Raw genomic sequence first — 15,444 nt, forward strand, 5'->3', positions numbered from 1 at the left:
GTCCGGCCGTGGGTGCTGGTCCGTGTCGGTCACCGGTGGCGGTACCGGTCGGGTGCCGGGTCCGGCCGTGGGTGCTGTTCCCTGTCGGTCACCAGTGGCGGTACCGGTCGGGCGCCAGGTCCCACGGGTCCTTGTCGATGAGCTCGCCGACCGCACGGAACACCGCGGTCTCGATGATCACGCGGCGGTCCGTGTCGTCCTTCTCCGGACTCCGGGTGACCCGCTCGACGGGGATCCGGAACAGCGTCACGCGCCGGTCGCCGCGGTCGACCCGCCAGCGGGGGAGGCGGTCCGGCAGCGTCTGGTCGGTCGGCATGTCGGCCACCTGGAACACCACCCCGGCGAGCTCGTCCGGCCAGAGCCCCACCAGGTAGTGGGCGGTGTCGCCGACGATGCGGTCGAACGTCTCGGCGCGCGTGATGACGGGCGCGAGCTCCGGTCCGGTGACACTCGACCGGCCACCGCGTCCGTGCCGTGACCGACCACGGGCGCGGTCGACGGGGGTGACGGTGGGGTGCTTCCGACGCATCCCGCCATCGTACGCGGCGAGGGCGTGGCCGACCCCGGCGACGGCCCTCGGCAGGCCGTCGCGGTGGTCCGCCCGGTAGGGTCGGTGCCGGTATGGACGTACGGATCTGCAGCAAGGTCGCCTGTGGCGCGAGCGCCTCGGCGACCCTGACGTACGACTACGGCGACTCCATGGTCGTCGTCGGGCCCCTCTCCACCCGTGTCGAGCCGCACGGGTACGACCTCTGCGCCCGCCACGCGGCCCGCCTGCGCGTGCCCCGCGGCTGGGACGTCGTGCGGCGCGAACCGATCCGGCGGGACGCAGCGCCCGCCGACTGAGGCCGCGCACCGCGGTCCCGGTGGCCCACGCCGCCGACCGACGGCCGCCGCGTGCGTCGGTTCCGGTGGCCCGCCCACCGGAGGTGAGCCGGTCCGTCCAGCGTCTCCCGGTGCGGCCTGGAGGCCCGCCCGACGTCCGTGACGTCGTCTGACGGTCCGCGCCTCCCGGCGTGCCAGACTGACGCCATGTCGACCGAGACCCGCACCGCCGCCCCGTTCCGCGTCGCCGACCTCGCCCTCGCCGAGGCGGGTCGCCACCAGATCCGCCTGGCCGAGAACGAGATGCCGGGCCTGATGGCCCTGCGTCAGGAGTTCGGGCCGTCGCAGCCGCTCGCCGGTGCGCGGATCGCCGGGTCCCTGCACATGACCGTGCAGACCGCGGTCCTCATCGAGACCCTCGTGGCCCTCGGCGCGCAGGTCCGTTGGGCGAGCTGCAACATCTTCTCCACGCAGGACGAGGCCGCCGCGGCGGTCGCTGTGGGGCCGACGGGGACCCCGGCGTCATCCGCGGGCGTCCCGGTGTTCGCGTGGAAGGGCGAGACGCTCGACGAGTACTGGTGGTGCACCGACCGCATCTTCGACTGGAGCGTCGAGGCCGCTGCCGCGGGGGAGTCGTGGACGGGGCCGAACCTCATCCTCGACGACGGCGGGGACGCGACGATGCTCCTGCACACCGGTGCGGACGCCGAGGCCGCCGGACGTGCTCCGGAGCCGGGGGCCGACGCGAGCGCCGAGTGGCGGATCGTGCTCGCGACCGTCGCCGCGTCGCTCGAGCGCTCCACCGACCGCTGGACCCGCATCGCGGCCGAGGTGCAGGGCGTCACCGAGGAGACCACCACGGGCGTGCACCGGTTGTACGAGCTCGCTCGGAAGGGCGAGCTGCGCTTCCCGGCGATCAACGTCAACGACTCGGTGACGAAGTCCAAGTTCGACAACAAGTACGGCATCCGGCACTCGCTGCCCGACGGGCTCAACCGGGCAACCGACGTGCTCATCGGCGGCAAGGTCGCCTTCGTCGTGGGCTACGGAGACGTCGGCAAGGGCGCCGCCGAGGCGCTCCGCGGCCAGGGCGCCCGGGTCGTCGTGTCCGAGGTCGACCCGATCTGCGCACTGCAGGCGGCGATGGACGGCTACCAGGTCGCCCGGCTGGCGGACGTCGCCGGCGAGGTCGACATCGTGGTGACCTGCACCGGCAACCTCGGCGTCGTCGGGGTCGACGAGGTGCTCGCGCTGAAGCACCTGGCGGTCGTCGCGAACGTCGGACACTTCGACAACGAGATCGACATGGCGGGGCTCGAGGCGCTGCCGGGGGTCGAGAAGGTCGAGATCAAGCCGCAGGTGCACGAGTGGCGGCTGCCGAACGGCCGCTCGGTCCTGGTGCTGAGCGAGGGACGGCTGATGAACCTCGGCAACGCGACGGGGCACCCCTCGTTCGTGATGAGCAACTCGTTCACGAACCAGGTCCTGGCGCAGATCGAACTGCACACGAGGCGCGAGGAGTACCCGACGGGGGTCTCCGTGCTGCCGAAGCACCTGGACGAGAAGGTCGCGCGCCTGCACCTCGACGCCCTCGGGGTCCGGCTCACCGAGCTCCGGCCGGAGCAGGCCGCCTACATCGGTGTGCCCGTCGAGGGCCCCTACAAGCCGGACCACTACCGGTACTGACCGCGCCGGCGCCGCGCTGCTGCGCGGCTCCCGTCGCCGCGCGGGGCGGCGCAGCGCCTCAGCGCGGGAAGCCCGGCGGCCGCGCCCCGGCGACGGCCGCCGCACCGTCGAGCAGTGCTGCCCGCGCCCGCAGTGCCCGCACGTCGCGCTCCCGCCGCACGGCGACGACGCCCGCGAGGAACACCTCGGGGTGGACGTCCGGCACCGGGGAGGCGTGCTCCGCGACCGCCGCCGCGAGCATCCGCGCGGCGGTCTCGCGCGCTTCCGGCCGCAGGTCGGCCGCCGAGCGGAAGAAGGCCCCGAGGCGGTCCTCGAGCCGCTGCGGCAGCGCCGACACGTCCGCCACCGCTGCCCACGGCAGGAGTTCGACCGGCAGCAGGACCTCCACGTCGCGCCGACGTGCGCCGCGTTCGTGCTGCACGAAGGTGCCGGCGAGCAGGTCGCCGAGGCGTCTGGGGCGCGAGCCGAACAGCGCCACGACGAACGCGACGGAGCCCAGGGTGGACCAGAGCTCGAGCAGCCCGACCAGTGCGCGGGTGAAGGCGTGCCGGAACCCGATCGCGCCTCCGTCGACCCGCACCACCCGGGTCCCGGCGGCGTACCGTCCGACGCTCTTGCCCCGCGTGACGGTCTCGATCCCGGCCGGGACGAGCACGAGCACCGTCACCGCGGCCCCGATGCCGAGGGGCAGCAGCCACACGGTGTCGGCGCCGGGCGGCCACACCCTCGCGAGCCCGAACAGCAGCATGGCGAGCAGCGCCACGAGGCAGACCCCGTCGAGCAGCGCCGCCGCGAGTCGCAGCACGATGCCGGCCGGCTGCACGTCGAGCGCGACGGCCTCGCCGACGACGAGCTCGTCGGCGGTCTCGTCGAGCGTCCCGCCGAAACGGGCGTCGGACAGGTCGCGTGGCACGCGCGTCTTCCCCATGGGATCATTCTGTCGTGAGCGGGTCCCCTCGGGGGCCCGGTGTGCGCGATCGGGGGAGGCACGTGGACCTGGAGGCCTACAGCGCGGTGCACGGCGACCGCTGGGACGAGGTCGACCGGCTCGCCCGCGCCCGACACGGGTCGGGCGCGGACGCGGACCGACTGGTCAGCGGCTACCAGGAGGTCGCGACCGACCTCGCGCGGGTCCGCGGCGTCGCGCCCGGCTCCGCGGTGGGGGACCGCCTGTCCCGCACCGTGTTCCGCGCACGACTGCGCTTCACGGGCACGCCGGTCGACCCCCTGACCGCCGTCACGACGTTCTTCGCGCGGCACCTCCCGGCGGCGCTGTACCGCATCCGCTGGGTCACGGTCTGGGTCGCGGCGGCAACGGTCGCGATCACGGCGATCGTGGCCGTGTGGATCGCGTCGACCCCGGGAGCGGTCACGACGTTCGGCACGCCGGAGGCCCTGCGGCAGTACGCGACGGAGGACTTCCAGGCGTACTACTCCGATCACGGCCTGGGGGCGTTCACCGCGCAGGTGTGGTCGAACAACGCCTTCATCGCGGCACGCATGGTGGCCTTCGGCATCACGGGGCTCTACGTCCCGGTGTCGATCGTGCAGAACGCGGTGAGCCTCGGCGTCTCCGCGGCGATCATGCACTCGCAGGGGCGGCTCGGCGACTTCTTCCTCTGGATCGCTCCGCACGGTCAGCTCGAGCTGTACTCGGTCTTCCTCGCCGGTGCCGCCGGCCTGATGATCTGCTGGTCGTGGATCGCCCCCGGTGCGCGCACGCGGGCGCAGGCCCTGGCGGAGGACGGTCGAGCCCTCCTCACGGTCGCGGTCGGTCTCGCGCTCACCCTGCTCCTCTCCGGGCTGGTCGAGGGCGTGGTGACCCGCCAGGACTGGCCGTGGCCGGTGAAGATCGGCATCGGCACGGTCGCACTGGCCGCGGTGCTCTGGTACCAGTGGGTGCTCGGCGGCCGTGCGTTCCGCGCGGGTGAGCGCGGTGACGTCGAGGAGTTCGAGCGCGGCGCGACGGCGCTCACCGCGGGCTGAGCCGAGGGCTGCGCTGTGGGTCGTGCGCCCGCCGCCCGCGGCTCAGAGCCGGCCGGCCGCCTTCGCGCGGATGTACGCGTCGGCGACGGCCGGTGGCACGGCCCCGGGCCCACCGCGCACGACCTCGGCGCCGGCCCGGCGTGCGACGTCCCCGACGCCGTCCGCGTCGAGCAGGGTCCGTTCCGCGGCCGCTCGTCGGTAGACGTCGCGCTCGGCACCGGACCCGGCCAGGAGGCGCGACACCCGTCCGTCCCGCTGCTCCGGTGTCCCGTGACCGGCTTCGGCGACCCCGCTCGCCATCCGCTCGACGGCCGGGTCCGCGATGCTCGTGACGACGACGGCGTGCCGTCGCGCGAGCCGGGGGAGCACCGCGAGCAGGTCGGCCGAGGCGCCGACGGAGTCCAGGCTCGACAGGAGCACGACGAACGAACGTGAGGTCGTCACGGCGTCGACGGCTGCCGGGACCGCCGACCACGCCGTCGCCGCGAGGCCCGGCTCGGCGAGTGCGAGCCGTTCGCCGAAGCGTCGCACCACGTCGGTCCGCGTCGCACCGTGCACCCGGTCGCGGACGGTGTCGTCGAGCACGACCAGCTCGACCCGGTCGCCGGCAGCCGTCGCGAGCGCGCCGAGCAGCAGCGCGGACTCGATGAACGTGTCGAGCCGCGGCTCGTCGTCGACGCGTCCGGCGCCGGCACGACCGGCATCGACGACGATGACGACGCGGCGGTCACGTTCCGGTCGCCACGTCCGGACGACCAGGTCCTGCCGCCGGGCGGTCGCGCGCCAGTCGATCGACCGCACGTCGTCGCCGCGCACGTAGTCGCGCAGAGAGTCGAACTCCGTCCCGTGACCCCGCAGTTGCAGGGTGGTCTCACCGTCGAGTTCGCGGAGCCGGGCGAGCCGGGAGGGCAGGTGCCGACGCGACCGGAAGGGCGGCGTGACCACCAGCGAACCGGGCGCGTCCAGGACGGCCTGCCGGGCGGCGAGGCCGAGCGGGCCGAAGGACCGGACGGCGACCCCGGCGCTGGTGCGACGGCCGCGACGGAAGGGCGTGAAGCGCACCCGGGCGGTCCGGCGTTCCCCGGCGGGCACCGTCGAGCGGATCCGGTGCGGCCCGTGGCCGGCGGAAGGCTCCCACATGTCCCGGACGACCGCGCGCAGCGGCCGACGTCCGTCGTTCGCCAGGACGAGCGTGCCGTCGGCGGTGCTGCCGCGTCGGACCAGCTGCGGCATCCGTCGCTCGACGCGGACCGAGCCCGGATCGGCGGCGAGCAGGACGTCGAGCCCGGCGGCGAGCACCACGACGGCCGCCCACGCCACGCCGCCCCAGGCGCTGCCGAGCAGCACCGTGGGGACGATCGCGACCGCCAGGAGCGCGACGAAGCGACCGGAGACGGCCACTAGAAGGGCACCCGGACCTGCTCGACGACCTGCTGCAGCACCCCGTCCGCCCCGACGCCCTCGAGCTCGGCGTCCGCGGCCACGCGCAGCCGGTGCCGCCAGACCGGCAGGAGCATCGCCTGCACGTGGTCCGGCGTGATCGCGTCGTAGCCGGTGAGCCACGCCCACGCCTTCGCGGCGGCGAGGAGCGCCGTCGCACCGCGGGGGCTCACGCCGATGCGGACGGACGGCGCCTGCCGGGTGGCGCGGGCGAGGTCGACCACGTACGCCAGGACGTCGTCGCGCGCCCCCACCGCGCGGACGGCCCGCTGCGCCGCGAGGACCTCGTCGACGCCGAGCACCGGCCGGACCCCGGCGGACCGGACGTCCCGCGGGACGAAGCCGTCCGCGTGCCGACGGAGCACCTGCCACTCGACGTCCCGGGGCGGCACGTCGAGCGTGAGCTTCATCAGGAAGCGGTCGAGCTGCGCCTCCGGCAGCGTGTAGGTCCCCTCGAACTCGATGGGGTTCATCGTCGCGGCGACGAAGAACGGGTCGGGCAGCGGCCGCGCGGCGCCGTCCACGCTGACCTGGCGTTCCTCCATCGCCTCGAGCAGTGCGGACTGCGTCTTCGGCGGCGTGCGGTTCACCTCGTCGGCGAGCAGCACGTTCGTGAAGACCGGGCCCTCGCGGAACGGGAAGGTGCCGGTCGACGCGTCGAACACGAGCGAGCCCGTGACGTCCCCGGGCATCAGGTCCGGGGTGAACTGGATGCGCTTCGTGTCGAGCGACATGGCCGCTGCGAGGCTGCGCACCAGCAGTGTCTTCGCGACGCCGGGGACGCCCTCGAGCAGGACGTGGCCCTGCGCGAGGATGCCGACGATCATCCCGGACACGGCGCCCTCCTGGCCGACGACGGCCTTGCCCACCTCGGCGCGGAGCCGGCCGAAGGCGTCCCGGAGCGCGTCGGTGCCGCCGGTCGGGCGTGCCGTGGCGTCCGGTTCCGTGGCGGGCCGCGTCCTGGTGGTGGACGCAGCGTCGGTCCGGGTCGTGCCGTTCGGTTCCTGGGCGGGTGACGGATCGGTCACGGTCGTGCTCCTCGTCGGTTGCGGTGGGGCGTTCGGGGGGTGGAGGTCTGCGGGACGGGGGCGCCGGTCGCCGCGCGGACGGCACGCTCGAGCTCGTCGAGGGCCGCTGCGCCGTCGCGGAGCGCACGGTCGTCGGTCGTCGGGCCGCCCACCAGGACGGCGCCGACGGCGGGGTCGGGACGACCGGTCGCGCGGGCCGCGGCACGGACGACCTCGTCGACGTGCGCACCGCGGGGGAGCCCGAGGCGGTGCCCGACCCGTCGGAGCGCTGCGAGCCGCAGGGTGTCCAGCGCGTGCGTGCGGTCCCGGGTCCTGGCGTAGAGGCGTGCGCGCCCCTCGGTGGTCTCGGAGGCGCGGACGACCACGGGCATCCGTTCCACGACGAGCGGCCCGAGCCGGCGACCGCGCCAGACACCGGCCGCGACCGCGACGAGGCCGAGCAGCAGCAGGGCGCCGGGCACCCACGACGGTGCGAGCGAGCCGATCGTCGGCGCGGCGTCGGCCGACGTCCGGGTCGGCGTGTACCAGACGAGCCGGTCACCGGAACCGAGCAGGTCGAGTGCGAAGGCGGCGTTGCCCGCGGTCGTGATCGTGTCGTTCCGCAGCGCCCCCGTCGTGCCGACCAGGGTGACGTCGCCGCCGGGCGTGGCGGTCCGGACGATGCCGGCGACGCGGTCGTCCCCGCTGCCGGTCGTGGCGCAGAGGTCGGTGCCGGACGGGACGGGGCCGTCCGACGGCGGGCGGTAGCCCTGGCCGCTCGTGGTGATGCGCTCGGCGGCGGCGACGGCCGGGACGGCGCACCCGGTGGTCGCGACGGTGTCGTCCCCGAGCACGGGGCCGGCGGCGACCACGTCGAGGCCCAGGGCGTCGAGTGCGGCCTGGTCCGTGGTGACCAGGACGACGTGCTCGGCCGAGCGACCGAGTCGGCGGGCGACCCCGGCGTCGAGGGCGCCGGCGGAGTCGTCGACCAGGACCGTCGCACCGCGGAGTGCGTCGCCGTCGAGGCCGTCCACGCGGTCGACCACGTCGACCCGGGTGCCCTGCTGTTCGAGCACCCGGACGAGCGCCCGGGCACCGCTCGCCGTCGTCGAGGCCGGGTCGAGCGGCTCGCGGGACGGGTCGGTGGAGGACTGCACCGCCGCGGTGAGCCCGGCGAGCAGCAGGCCGACGAGCACGATGACGACCCAGAAGGCGACACGACCGAGCCTGCCCGGGGCGCGGACGACGCGGATCGCGGTCGCGGCGGCGCTCACGTCGACACCGCCGGTGCGACCGCGGGTCGGGCACCGCGCACCGTCGCCTCGGTGTCGATGACCGAGCGTGCCGTGGCCTCGTCGGCCTCGGTGCCGAGGTACCGGACGTCGTCGAAGGCGCGCGCTGCCCGGTCGATCCGGTCCGCGTGGTCGGGGAACCACGGTGCCGCGCGGCCGGCGACGGCCCGTGCCGTGGCGCCGGGGACCTCGCGCACGAGGTCGCGTTCGGCGAGTCCGCGCGCGACGGCGCGGTACCCGTCGAGGACCGCGGCGGACCAGTCGCCCGCGCGCAGGGCGGAGCGGGCGGCGTCGCCGAGCTCGCGGGCGGACCGGACGTCGTCGGCGTCGAAGACGCTCCCGTCGTCGGACCGCGCGGTGCGGGCCCGGCGACGGGGGAGACCGCGGGCGACGACCACGAGCACGACGACCGCCACGAGCACGACGACCGCGATCCAGAGCACGGACTGCCCGAGGACGGGGGAGTCCAGCCCGCCGCCCGGGCGGAAGGACCCGAGCCACTCGAGCACGTGGCGCGAGGCCCGGTCCCACCAGGTCGCGCGCGCACCGTCGTAGTCGGCTCGCTCGAGCTCGCGTTCGAGCAGTCGACGTGCCTCGTCCGGACCGAGCGTCACGAGCCGCCCGGCCACGGTTGCCCCGGCCACTGCTGCGACGGCTGCTGTGGGCCGGGCCACTGCTGCGTCGACGGCTGACCCGGCCAGGGCTGTCCGGGGCCCTGCTGTCCGGGCCAGGGCTGTCCGGGGCCCTGCTGTCCGGGCCCCTGCTGACCGGGCCACGGCGGGCGGGCGACGGCGGGCGCCGGTGCGAACGGGTCCGACGGCTCCCCGGTGTCCAGGTGCGCGGCGATCCGCTGGTCGAGCGCCTCGGTGCGGATGCGGCGGTCGAGGGCGAGGAAGGTCAGGACCGAGGCGCTGAGCACGTCGGTGACGCACTGCACGGCGATGGACAGCAGCGCACCGAGCACGATGGTCACGACGGCCCCGACGCCCACACCGGCGGCCGCGCCCGTCTGCCCGAGCGGGTCGAAGGCGCCGATGGCCAGGACCGTGCCGAACGTGAGCGGGATCGACGCGATCGACCCCGCGATCCCGAAGGCGACCTGGACGAGCAGGACGATGCCGAAGGTGCGCCAGAACGCCCCGCGGGTGAGTCGCCACGACTGCGCCGCTGCCGAGAAGACGCCCCGGCCCTCGAGGGCGATCGTGGGGACGGTGAACGCGAACCTCGTCGCCAGCCAGGCGACCACGACGAGCGCGCCGAGGGCGAGCAGGAAGAACGCGCCGATGAAGCCGCCGATGCCGGAGCGACCCGCGACCAGACCGGCCGCGATGCCGACCACGAGTCCGCCGAACACCGCGCCGAGGACCAGGCCCGCGGCGAGCTGCAGCAGGATCCACGCGAGGACCGGCCACCGCCGACCGGCGAGGAGCGCCCAGAGGCCGCGGAAGCTCGCGCGGCGCCCGAGCACGCGCTGCCCGGTGTCCGCCGCGACCGGCGCGACGAGGAAGGCCCGGCCCAGGTAGGCCAGGAAGGGCAGCCCGACCGAGAGCACGAGGAAGAGGGTCACGGACCCGGCGACGACGTCCCCCGCGCCGCTCCCGCCGGCCTCGACCGCCGATGACATGCGCGCCTGCAGCGACTGCTGCCCGAAGGTGCTCGCCAGCGTCGCGAGGAGCCCGAGCACACCGCTGAGCAGCAGGCTCCAGAGGAGCAGGACGCGCGGGTTCCGCCGGAACACCGTGAACGCCCCCGCGAGCACGTCGCCCAGACCGAGCGGACGGAGCGGGACGACCGGGCGCTGCGCCGGCGGTCGCTGCGGACCGGGACCGGGACGCCCGGGGCCGGCGTGCTGCTGCCAGCCCTGCTGGGCCGGCCACGGCTGCTGCCCCGACCACCCTGCGGACGACGGCTGCCCTGCGGGGTGGGACGGGCCTCCCGCCCGGTCCTCGCCCCCACCGGATCCCGGAACCTGCCAGTCGGCCATCGCCGCCCCCTCGTCGTGCTCGTGTCGCGCAGCGGAACGCGCGACCGTGCACCCATACTGTCGCAAGATCCCGGTGCGACGGGTGCTCGGCTATCGTGACTGTGGGTGCCGGCTCTCGGCACCGCCGCCCGTCCCACGGAGTCCATGCACATGACACCGCGCATCCTCGTCGTCGACGACGACCAGGCCCTCGCCGAGATGATCGGCATCGTCCTCCGTTCCGAGGGGTACGACCCGGAGTTCAGCGCCGACGGCAACGACGCCGTCGAGACGTTCCACAGCACGAAGCCCGACCTCGTGCTGCTCGACGTCATGCTGCCGGGGATCGACGGCATCGAGGTCTGCAAGCGGATCCGCGCGGACAGCGGCACCCCGATCATCATGCTGACGGCGAAGGGCGACACCGCCGACGTCGTCGCCGGCCTCGAGAACGGTGCCGACGACTACGTCGTCAAGCCGTTCAACCCGAAGGAGCTCGTCGCGCGCATCAAGACGCGGCTGCGGCCGACGGCGGGGGACGCGTCGGTGCTGCACGCGGGCGACCTGACCGTCGACGTCGCCGCGCACGAGGTCCGTCGCGGCGACACGGTGATCGCGCTCACCCCGCTCGAGTTCGACCTGCTCCGCGCGCTCGCCGAGAAGCCGAACCAGGTCTTCACCCGCGAGATGCTCCTCGACCAGGTCTGGGGCTACCACTACAAGGCGGACACCCGGCTCGTGAACGTCCACGTGCAGCGGCTCCGCGCGAAGATCGAGCACGACCCGGACAACCCGAAGATCGTCACCACCGTCCGCGGTGTCGGCTACCGGGCCGGAGGAGCCTGAGCACCGTGCCGTCGGCGTCGTCCGGGACCGCGGCGGGCGGGGGCGCACCGCGGGCCGGCCGCGGGTTCCCCGGTCGCGCCGCCCGTGTGCGGCGTCGGCTCCGCCGCTGGCTCCGTCGCGGGTGGTACGCGGTCGCCTGGCTGTGGCGCCGGTCGCTCATGGTGCGCAGCGTCGCGATCACCGTCGCGACGACCGGCCTCGCGGTCGCCGTCATCGGTACCGCGGTCATGATCAGCATCTCGAACAACGTCTACGCGCAGCGCCGCGACCAGATCGAGTCCGAGTCGGCCCGGGCGACGATCGTCGCGCAGGGCATCTTCGACGCGGCGACCGCGGCCGAGGACAACAACCAGACCGAGCTGGAGACCCTGCAGAGCGAGGCGCAGCAGGCGATCCTCTCGAACACGACGAGCCCGGGCGGCACGAGCATCGCCATCGAGCGGACGCCCGGCCAGTCGACGCCCCAGACGCTGCAGAACCTCGCGAGCCAGGGCTTCCCGGACGCCGTGATCACCGACGCCCTGCGCCGCGAGGTCGGGAAGGACACCGGGCGACTGAGCCTGCAGCCCGTGCAGCTCGACGACGGCGGCCGCCGCGAGCCGGGCCTGGCCGTCGGGTCCGTCCTGCAGGTCCCGAGCGCCGGACAGTACGAGCTCTACATCGTGTACGACCTGTCCGACGCGCAGCAGACCCTCGACTTCGTGTCACAGACGCTGTCGGTCGGCGGCGTCGCACTCATCGTCCTCATCGCGCTCGTCACCTCGCTCGTGGTGCGGCTCGTCGTCGTGCCGATCCGCGGTGCCGCCGAGACGAGTCGCAAGATCGCCGCCGGCCGGCTCGACGAGCGCATCCCGGTCCGGGGTCACGACGACATCGCGATCCTCGCGCGCAGCTTCAACGACATGGCCGACGCGGTCAGCCGGCAGATCACCCAGCTCGCCGAGCTCTCCCGCGTGCAGCAGCGCTTCGTGTCCGACGTCTCCCACGAGCTCCGCACGCCGTTGACCACGATCCGGCTCGCGGGCGACATGCTCTACGACTCGCGGCACGCCTTCGAGCCGTCGGTGAGCCGGTCCGCCGAGCTCCTGCACGCACAGGTCGAGCGCTTCGAGCTGCTGCTGGCCGACCTGCTCGAGATCTCCCGCTACGACGCCCAGGCGGTGCAGCTCGACACCGAACCCGTCGTGCCCGCCGCGCTCGCCGCCGACATCGTCGAGGAGTTCCGCCCGCTCGCCGACCGTGCCGGCGTCGACCTGCAGCTCGTCACCCCCGGCGGCCACACCACGATGCAGCTCGACGCGAAGCGCATCCGGCGGATCCTGCGGAACCTGGTCGGCAACGCGGTCGAGCACGGCGACGCGAAGCCCGTCCAGGTCGTCGTCGACAGCGACTCCCGGTCCGTGGCGATCGCGGTCCGTGACCAGGGCGTCGGGATGCCACCGGAGGACGCAGCGCGGGTGTTCGACCGCTTCTGGCGCGCCGACCCGAGCCGCAAGCGCACCATCGGCGGCACCGGCCTCGGTCTCGCGATCTCCCTCGGGGACGCGAACCTGCACGGCGGTCGGATCGACGTGTGGTCGCGCCCCGGCGAGGGCTCGACGTTCGTGCTGACCCTGCCGCGTGGCGAGTCGCTCGGCACCGCGACCTCCGCCATCCCGCTGCCCGAACTCGACGAGACCTACGACGGCCCCCGCGCCGTCCGGGGGGAGGACTGATGCGCGCACGACTCCGGACCCTGGTGGTGGTGACGCTCGCGGCGCTCTCCGTGGTCGCCCTCTCTGCGTGCGCGGCGATCCCGACGGGTGGCGGCGTGCGTACCGGGCAGTCGGTGAAGGACGAGGCGATCTCCGGCTTCGAGCTCCGCCCGGACCGACCGGTCGCCGGCATGGACCAGACCGCGATCCTGCGCGGCTTCGTCGCCGCCGGCACCGGCGCGCAGGACGACTACGGCACCGCCCGCGAGTTCCTCGCCACGGGGTTCGCCGAGAAGTGGAACCCGCGCCGCGGCGTCACCGTCCTGCAGGGCAGCGGCGCGATCGAGCGGGTCGCCGACCGCGAGCTCACCTACACGCTGACCGCCAGTGCGACCGTCGACGCCGACGGCGAGTACACCCAGGCGGTCCGGCCGACGACGTCGACCCTGACGTTCCAGTTCGTCCGCGAGGGCGGGGAGTGGCGGATCGCCTACGCCCCGGACGGGATCATCCTCACGCCCGTGAGCTTCGAGTCGCAGTTCCAGCAGCACGCGCTGTACTTCTTCGATCCGACGTACCGCTACCTCGTACCCGACGAACGGTGGTTCCTCGCCCGGTCGTCCACGAGCACCCGCATCGCCAGCGCGCTGCTGGCCGGGCCGTCCGACTGGCTCAAGGGCGCCGTCGTGTCGGCCTTCCCGGAGGGGACGCAGCTCTCGCTCAACGCGGTCACGATCGAGAACGGCTCCGCGCTCGTCGACCTGTCGCGCGACGCCCTCGGTTCGAGCGGCGAGGACAAGGCGCGCATGCGCGAGCAGCTGACCCGCTCGCTCGCGTCGGTCGCCTCGGTGTCGTCCGTCTCGATCACCATCGAGGGGGCGACCTTCGCCGAGCCGGAGCAGCAGGACGCGATGGCGCGTCTCAACCCCGACGTCGACCCGCGACCGCTCGTCGACCGCGACGACGAGGTCGGGTACGCGACGGGCAACGGTCGGGTCGCGGCCCTCGGCGGCGACGCGAGCACGACGATCGCCTCCCTCGACCCGGAGTCGTTCTCGCTCTCCACGTCCGGCACGGTCGCCGCGGTGGGCAACGCCAGCGGCGTGGTCGTCGTCCGCGGTCGGGACGCGCTCCGCATCGACGCGACCGACGGACTGGTCCCGCCGACGCTCGACGACCTCGGCTTCGTCTGGGTCGGCAGCGGTGACGACACGAGCCGGGTGACGGCCTACGGGCTGGGTGGCGACCCGCACGAGGTCGCCACGACGCTGCCACGCGGTCGGCTCGTCTCGTTCCAGGTCTCCCGCGACTCCACACGGGCGCTCGCCCTCATCGAGACGGGCGACGGGCCCGCCCTGTACGTGATGGCGATCGTCCGCGGCAGCGACCGCACGCCGACGAGCCTCGGCTCGCCGGTGCGCGTGCAGGCGACCACGGGTGACGCCGTCGGTGCGGCCTGGGTGAACGACAGCGACGTCGTGTCGGTCGGGCAGACGGAGGCCGGCCCCGAGGTCGTCCGGTCGACGGTCGGTGGCCAGTCGACGACGTTGCCGAAGCCGGACGGGACGGCGTCCTCGGTGGCGGGCGGCAGCGGCGGATCGGTCCTGCTGCGCATGGCGGACGGCACGGTCCTGCAGTCCACCGGCGGCCGCTGGGACACCACGGGGGTCACCGCGGACGTGCTCGGTACCCAGCGCTGACGCGGCACGCGCCGCTCCTGCGGCGCGGCCGCCCCTGCGCGGGTAGCAGGGTCGTCCCTGCACCGGCGGCGCGACCGTCCCTGCACACGCGGCGCGGCCGATCCTGCACACGCGGCGCGGCCGTTCCTGCACACGCGGCGCGGCCTGGAGGCTCGTCCACCGTCCGCCGCGACGGCCCACCTCGGCGGTGTGCCGGCGCCACGATCGACCCGTGTCCAGGACCGACCCGCGCCGCCGGCGCACCCGCGCTGCCGGCGCCCCTCCCACCGCCCCTGCCACAGCACCTCCCACCGACCCGTCCGCCTGGTCGGACGCCGTCGCCGCGGTGCTCGGACTCGTGCTCCCCGTGGCCTGCGTCGGGTGCGGTGCGCCGGACCGCGCGGTCTGCCGGCCCTGCCGTGACGTACTCGACGCCGAGCCGCAGCGACGCCGGCTGGTCGCGGGTGTCCGACTCGACGCGGCCTTCGCCTACCGGGACACCGTGCGGGCCCTCGTCCTCGAGCTGAAGCTCCGTGGCCGGACGGACCTCGTGCCGGTGCTCGCGCCACGGTTCGGCGCGCTCGTCGACCGGGCACTGGCCGACGTCCCGGGAGCGCTGCTCGTCCGCGTGCCGCCGTCGCCTGCCGGGGCGCGGCGACGGGGGTTCGATCCGGTCGTCCTGCTGCTCCGCCGCGCGGGTGCTGCGCGTGGGCGGGCCCGTCGCGCGCCGCGCCGGGCACTCCGGCGAGTCCGGGGGCGGGTCCCCGCGGACCGGCCCGGCTCCCGGGCCACGACGCGCGTCGCGCACGGCCAGAAGGAGCGGACGGCACTCGAACGGGTCGAGGCGACGGTGGGCACGCTCCGTGCGGCGCACGTCGCGGGTCGGGACGTCGTGGTGGTCGACGACGTGGTCACGACCGGCGTCACCATGGCCGAGGCGGTCCGCGCGGTCCGTGCGGCCGGGGGTCGCGTGGTGCGGTGCGTCGCGCTCGCCGAGGTCGAGGAGTGACCGCTCGGGCCGCACCA

At 74.7% G+C, this 15,444-nt stretch carries 14 protein-coding genes; 7 read left to right on the top strand and 7 right to left on the bottom strand.

Annotated elements, in window-relative coordinates; translation table 11 throughout:
* Positions 1-88: 88 nt before the first annotated feature.
* Positions 89-529, bottom strand: coding sequence for a metallopeptidase family protein (locus tag PIJ49_RS14035; protein WP_066654996.1), 441 nt, complete (start codon positions 527-529; stop codon positions 89-91).
* A gap of 92 nt (positions 530-621) precedes the next feature.
* Between PIJ49_RS14035 and PIJ49_RS14040 the strand changes: the two genes are divergently transcribed.
* Together PIJ49_RS14040 and ahcY are read left to right on the top strand one after the other, a co-directional pair.
* Positions 622-846: a DUF3499 family protein gene (locus PIJ49_RS14040; RefSeq protein WP_066654995.1), complete on the top strand. Its 225-nt coding sequence runs from the start codon at positions 622-624 to the stop codon at positions 844-846.
* 186 nt (positions 847-1,032) lie between these two features.
* Entirely contained in the window at positions 1,033-2,511 is a 1,479-nt protein-coding gene (ahcY, locus tag PIJ49_RS14045) for an adenosylhomocysteinase (protein ID WP_271826880.1), read from the top strand.
* A gap of 58 nt (positions 2,512-2,569) precedes the next feature.
* On the opposite strand, the gene PIJ49_RS14050 is transcribed toward ahcY, so the two are convergent.
* Positions 2,570-3,439 carry an RDD family protein gene (locus PIJ49_RS14050; protein WP_271826881.1) on the bottom strand — a complete coding sequence of 290 codons (870 nt, stop codon included), beginning with the start codon at positions 3,437-3,439 and terminating at the stop codon, positions 2,570-2,572.
* 62 nt (positions 3,440-3,501) lie between these two features.
* Here PIJ49_RS14050 and PIJ49_RS14055 point away from each other — a divergent pair, with 62 nt between their 5' ends.
* Positions 3,502-4,497 (top strand): stage II sporulation protein M, encoded by a 996-nt coding sequence (locus tag PIJ49_RS14055; protein ID WP_066654991.1) that lies wholly within the window; start codon positions 3,502-3,504, stop codon positions 4,495-4,497.
* Positions 4,498-4,539: 42 nt separating this feature from the next.
* Here the strand turns inward: PIJ49_RS14055 and PIJ49_RS14060 are convergent, their stop codons facing one another.
* From PIJ49_RS14060 to PIJ49_RS14080, 5 genes are read right to left on the bottom strand one after another with little or no spacing between them, the layout of a single operon-like run.
* Positions 4,540-5,898: a DUF58 domain-containing protein gene (locus PIJ49_RS14060; protein WP_271826883.1), complete on the bottom strand. Its 1,359-nt coding sequence runs from the start codon at positions 5,896-5,898 to the stop codon at positions 4,540-4,542.
* Positions 5,898-6,965: an AAA family ATPase gene (locus tag PIJ49_RS14065; protein ID WP_374109591.1), complete on the bottom strand. Its 1,068-nt coding sequence runs from the start codon at positions 6,963-6,965 to the stop codon at positions 5,898-5,900. The genes PIJ49_RS14060 and PIJ49_RS14065 overlap by 1 nt, the downstream gene beginning before the upstream one ends.
* Complete coding sequence (locus tag PIJ49_RS14070) at positions 6,962-8,218, bottom strand: DUF4350 domain-containing protein (RefSeq protein WP_271826884.1); 1,257 nt, start codon at positions 8,216-8,218, stop codon at positions 6,962-6,964. Before PIJ49_RS14070 ends, PIJ49_RS14065 begins: the two co-directional genes overlap by 4 nt.
* A complete protein-coding gene (locus tag PIJ49_RS14075; RefSeq protein ID WP_144411323.1) occupies positions 8,215-8,850 on the bottom strand; it encodes a DUF4129 domain-containing protein in 636 nt (211 codons plus the stop codon). Before PIJ49_RS14075 ends, PIJ49_RS14070 begins: the two co-directional genes overlap by 4 nt.
* Positions 8,847-10,220, bottom strand: coding sequence for a glycerophosphoryl diester phosphodiesterase membrane domain-containing protein (locus PIJ49_RS14080; protein WP_271826886.1), 1,374 nt, complete (start codon positions 10,218-10,220; stop codon positions 8,847-8,849). Before PIJ49_RS14080 ends, PIJ49_RS14075 begins: the two co-directional genes overlap by 4 nt.
* Before the next feature lie 150 nt (positions 10,221-10,370).
* On the opposite strand from PIJ49_RS14080, the gene mtrA reads away from it, so the two are divergent.
* The 4 genes from mtrA to PIJ49_RS14100 all read left to right on the top strand — a co-directional run bounded on the left by mtrA (position 10,371) and on the right by PIJ49_RS14100 (position 15,427).
* Positions 10,371-11,045, top strand: a complete 675-nt coding sequence (mtrA, locus tag PIJ49_RS14085) for an MtrAB system response regulator MtrA (RefSeq protein ID WP_066658387.1) — start codon at positions 10,371-10,373, stop codon at positions 11,043-11,045.
* Between the two features lie 5 nt (positions 11,046-11,050).
* Entirely contained in the window at positions 11,051-12,760 is a 1,710-nt protein-coding gene (mtrB, locus tag PIJ49_RS14090) for an MtrAB system histidine kinase MtrB (RefSeq protein WP_235426343.1), read from the top strand.
* On the top strand, positions 12,760-14,439 hold the full coding sequence (locus PIJ49_RS14095) for an LpqB family beta-propeller domain-containing protein (RefSeq protein WP_271826887.1): 1,680 nt from the start codon (positions 12,760-12,762) through the stop codon (positions 14,437-14,439). Before mtrB ends, PIJ49_RS14095 begins: the two co-directional genes overlap by 1 nt.
* 211 nt (positions 14,440-14,650) lie before the next feature.
* Positions 14,651-15,427, top strand: coding sequence for a phosphoribosyltransferase family protein (locus tag PIJ49_RS14100; RefSeq protein WP_271826888.1), 777 nt, complete (start codon positions 14,651-14,653; stop codon positions 15,425-15,427).
* Positions 15,428-15,444 lie beyond the last annotated feature (17 nt).

Source organism: Curtobacterium uvaldense, assembly GCF_028307415.1.
In the GTDB taxonomy this organism is placed as follows: Bacteria; Actinomycetota; Actinomycetes; order Actinomycetales; family Microbacteriaceae; genus Curtobacterium.

Bases quoted from the DNA above. Each gene is read 5' to 3' on its own strand.
- PIJ49_RS14035 (WP_066654996.1), bottom strand. From the start codon at position 529: ATGCGTCGGAAGCACCCCACCGTCACCCCCGTCGACCGCGCCCGTGGT.
- PIJ49_RS14040 (WP_066654995.1), top strand. From the start codon at position 622: ATGGACGTACGGATCTGCAGCAAGGTCGCCTGTGGCGCGAGCGCCTCG.
- PIJ49_RS14050 (WP_271826881.1), bottom strand. From the start codon at position 3,439: ATGGGGAAGACGCGCGTGCCACGCGACCTGTCCGACGCCCGTTTCGGC.
- ahcY (WP_271826880.1), top strand. From the start codon at position 1,033: ATGTCGACCGAGACCCGCACCGCCGCCCCGTTCCGCGTCGCCGACCTC.
- PIJ49_RS14080 (WP_271826886.1), bottom strand. From the start codon at position 10,220: ATGGCCGACTGGCAGGTTCCGGGATCCGGTGGGGGCGAGGACCGGGCG.
- mtrA (WP_066658387.1), top strand. From the start codon at position 10,371: ATGACACCGCGCATCCTCGTCGTCGACGACGACCAGGCCCTCGCCGAG.
- PIJ49_RS14095 (WP_271826887.1), top strand. From the start codon at position 12,760: ATGCGCGCACGACTCCGGACCCTGGTGGTGGTGACGCTCGCGGCGCTC.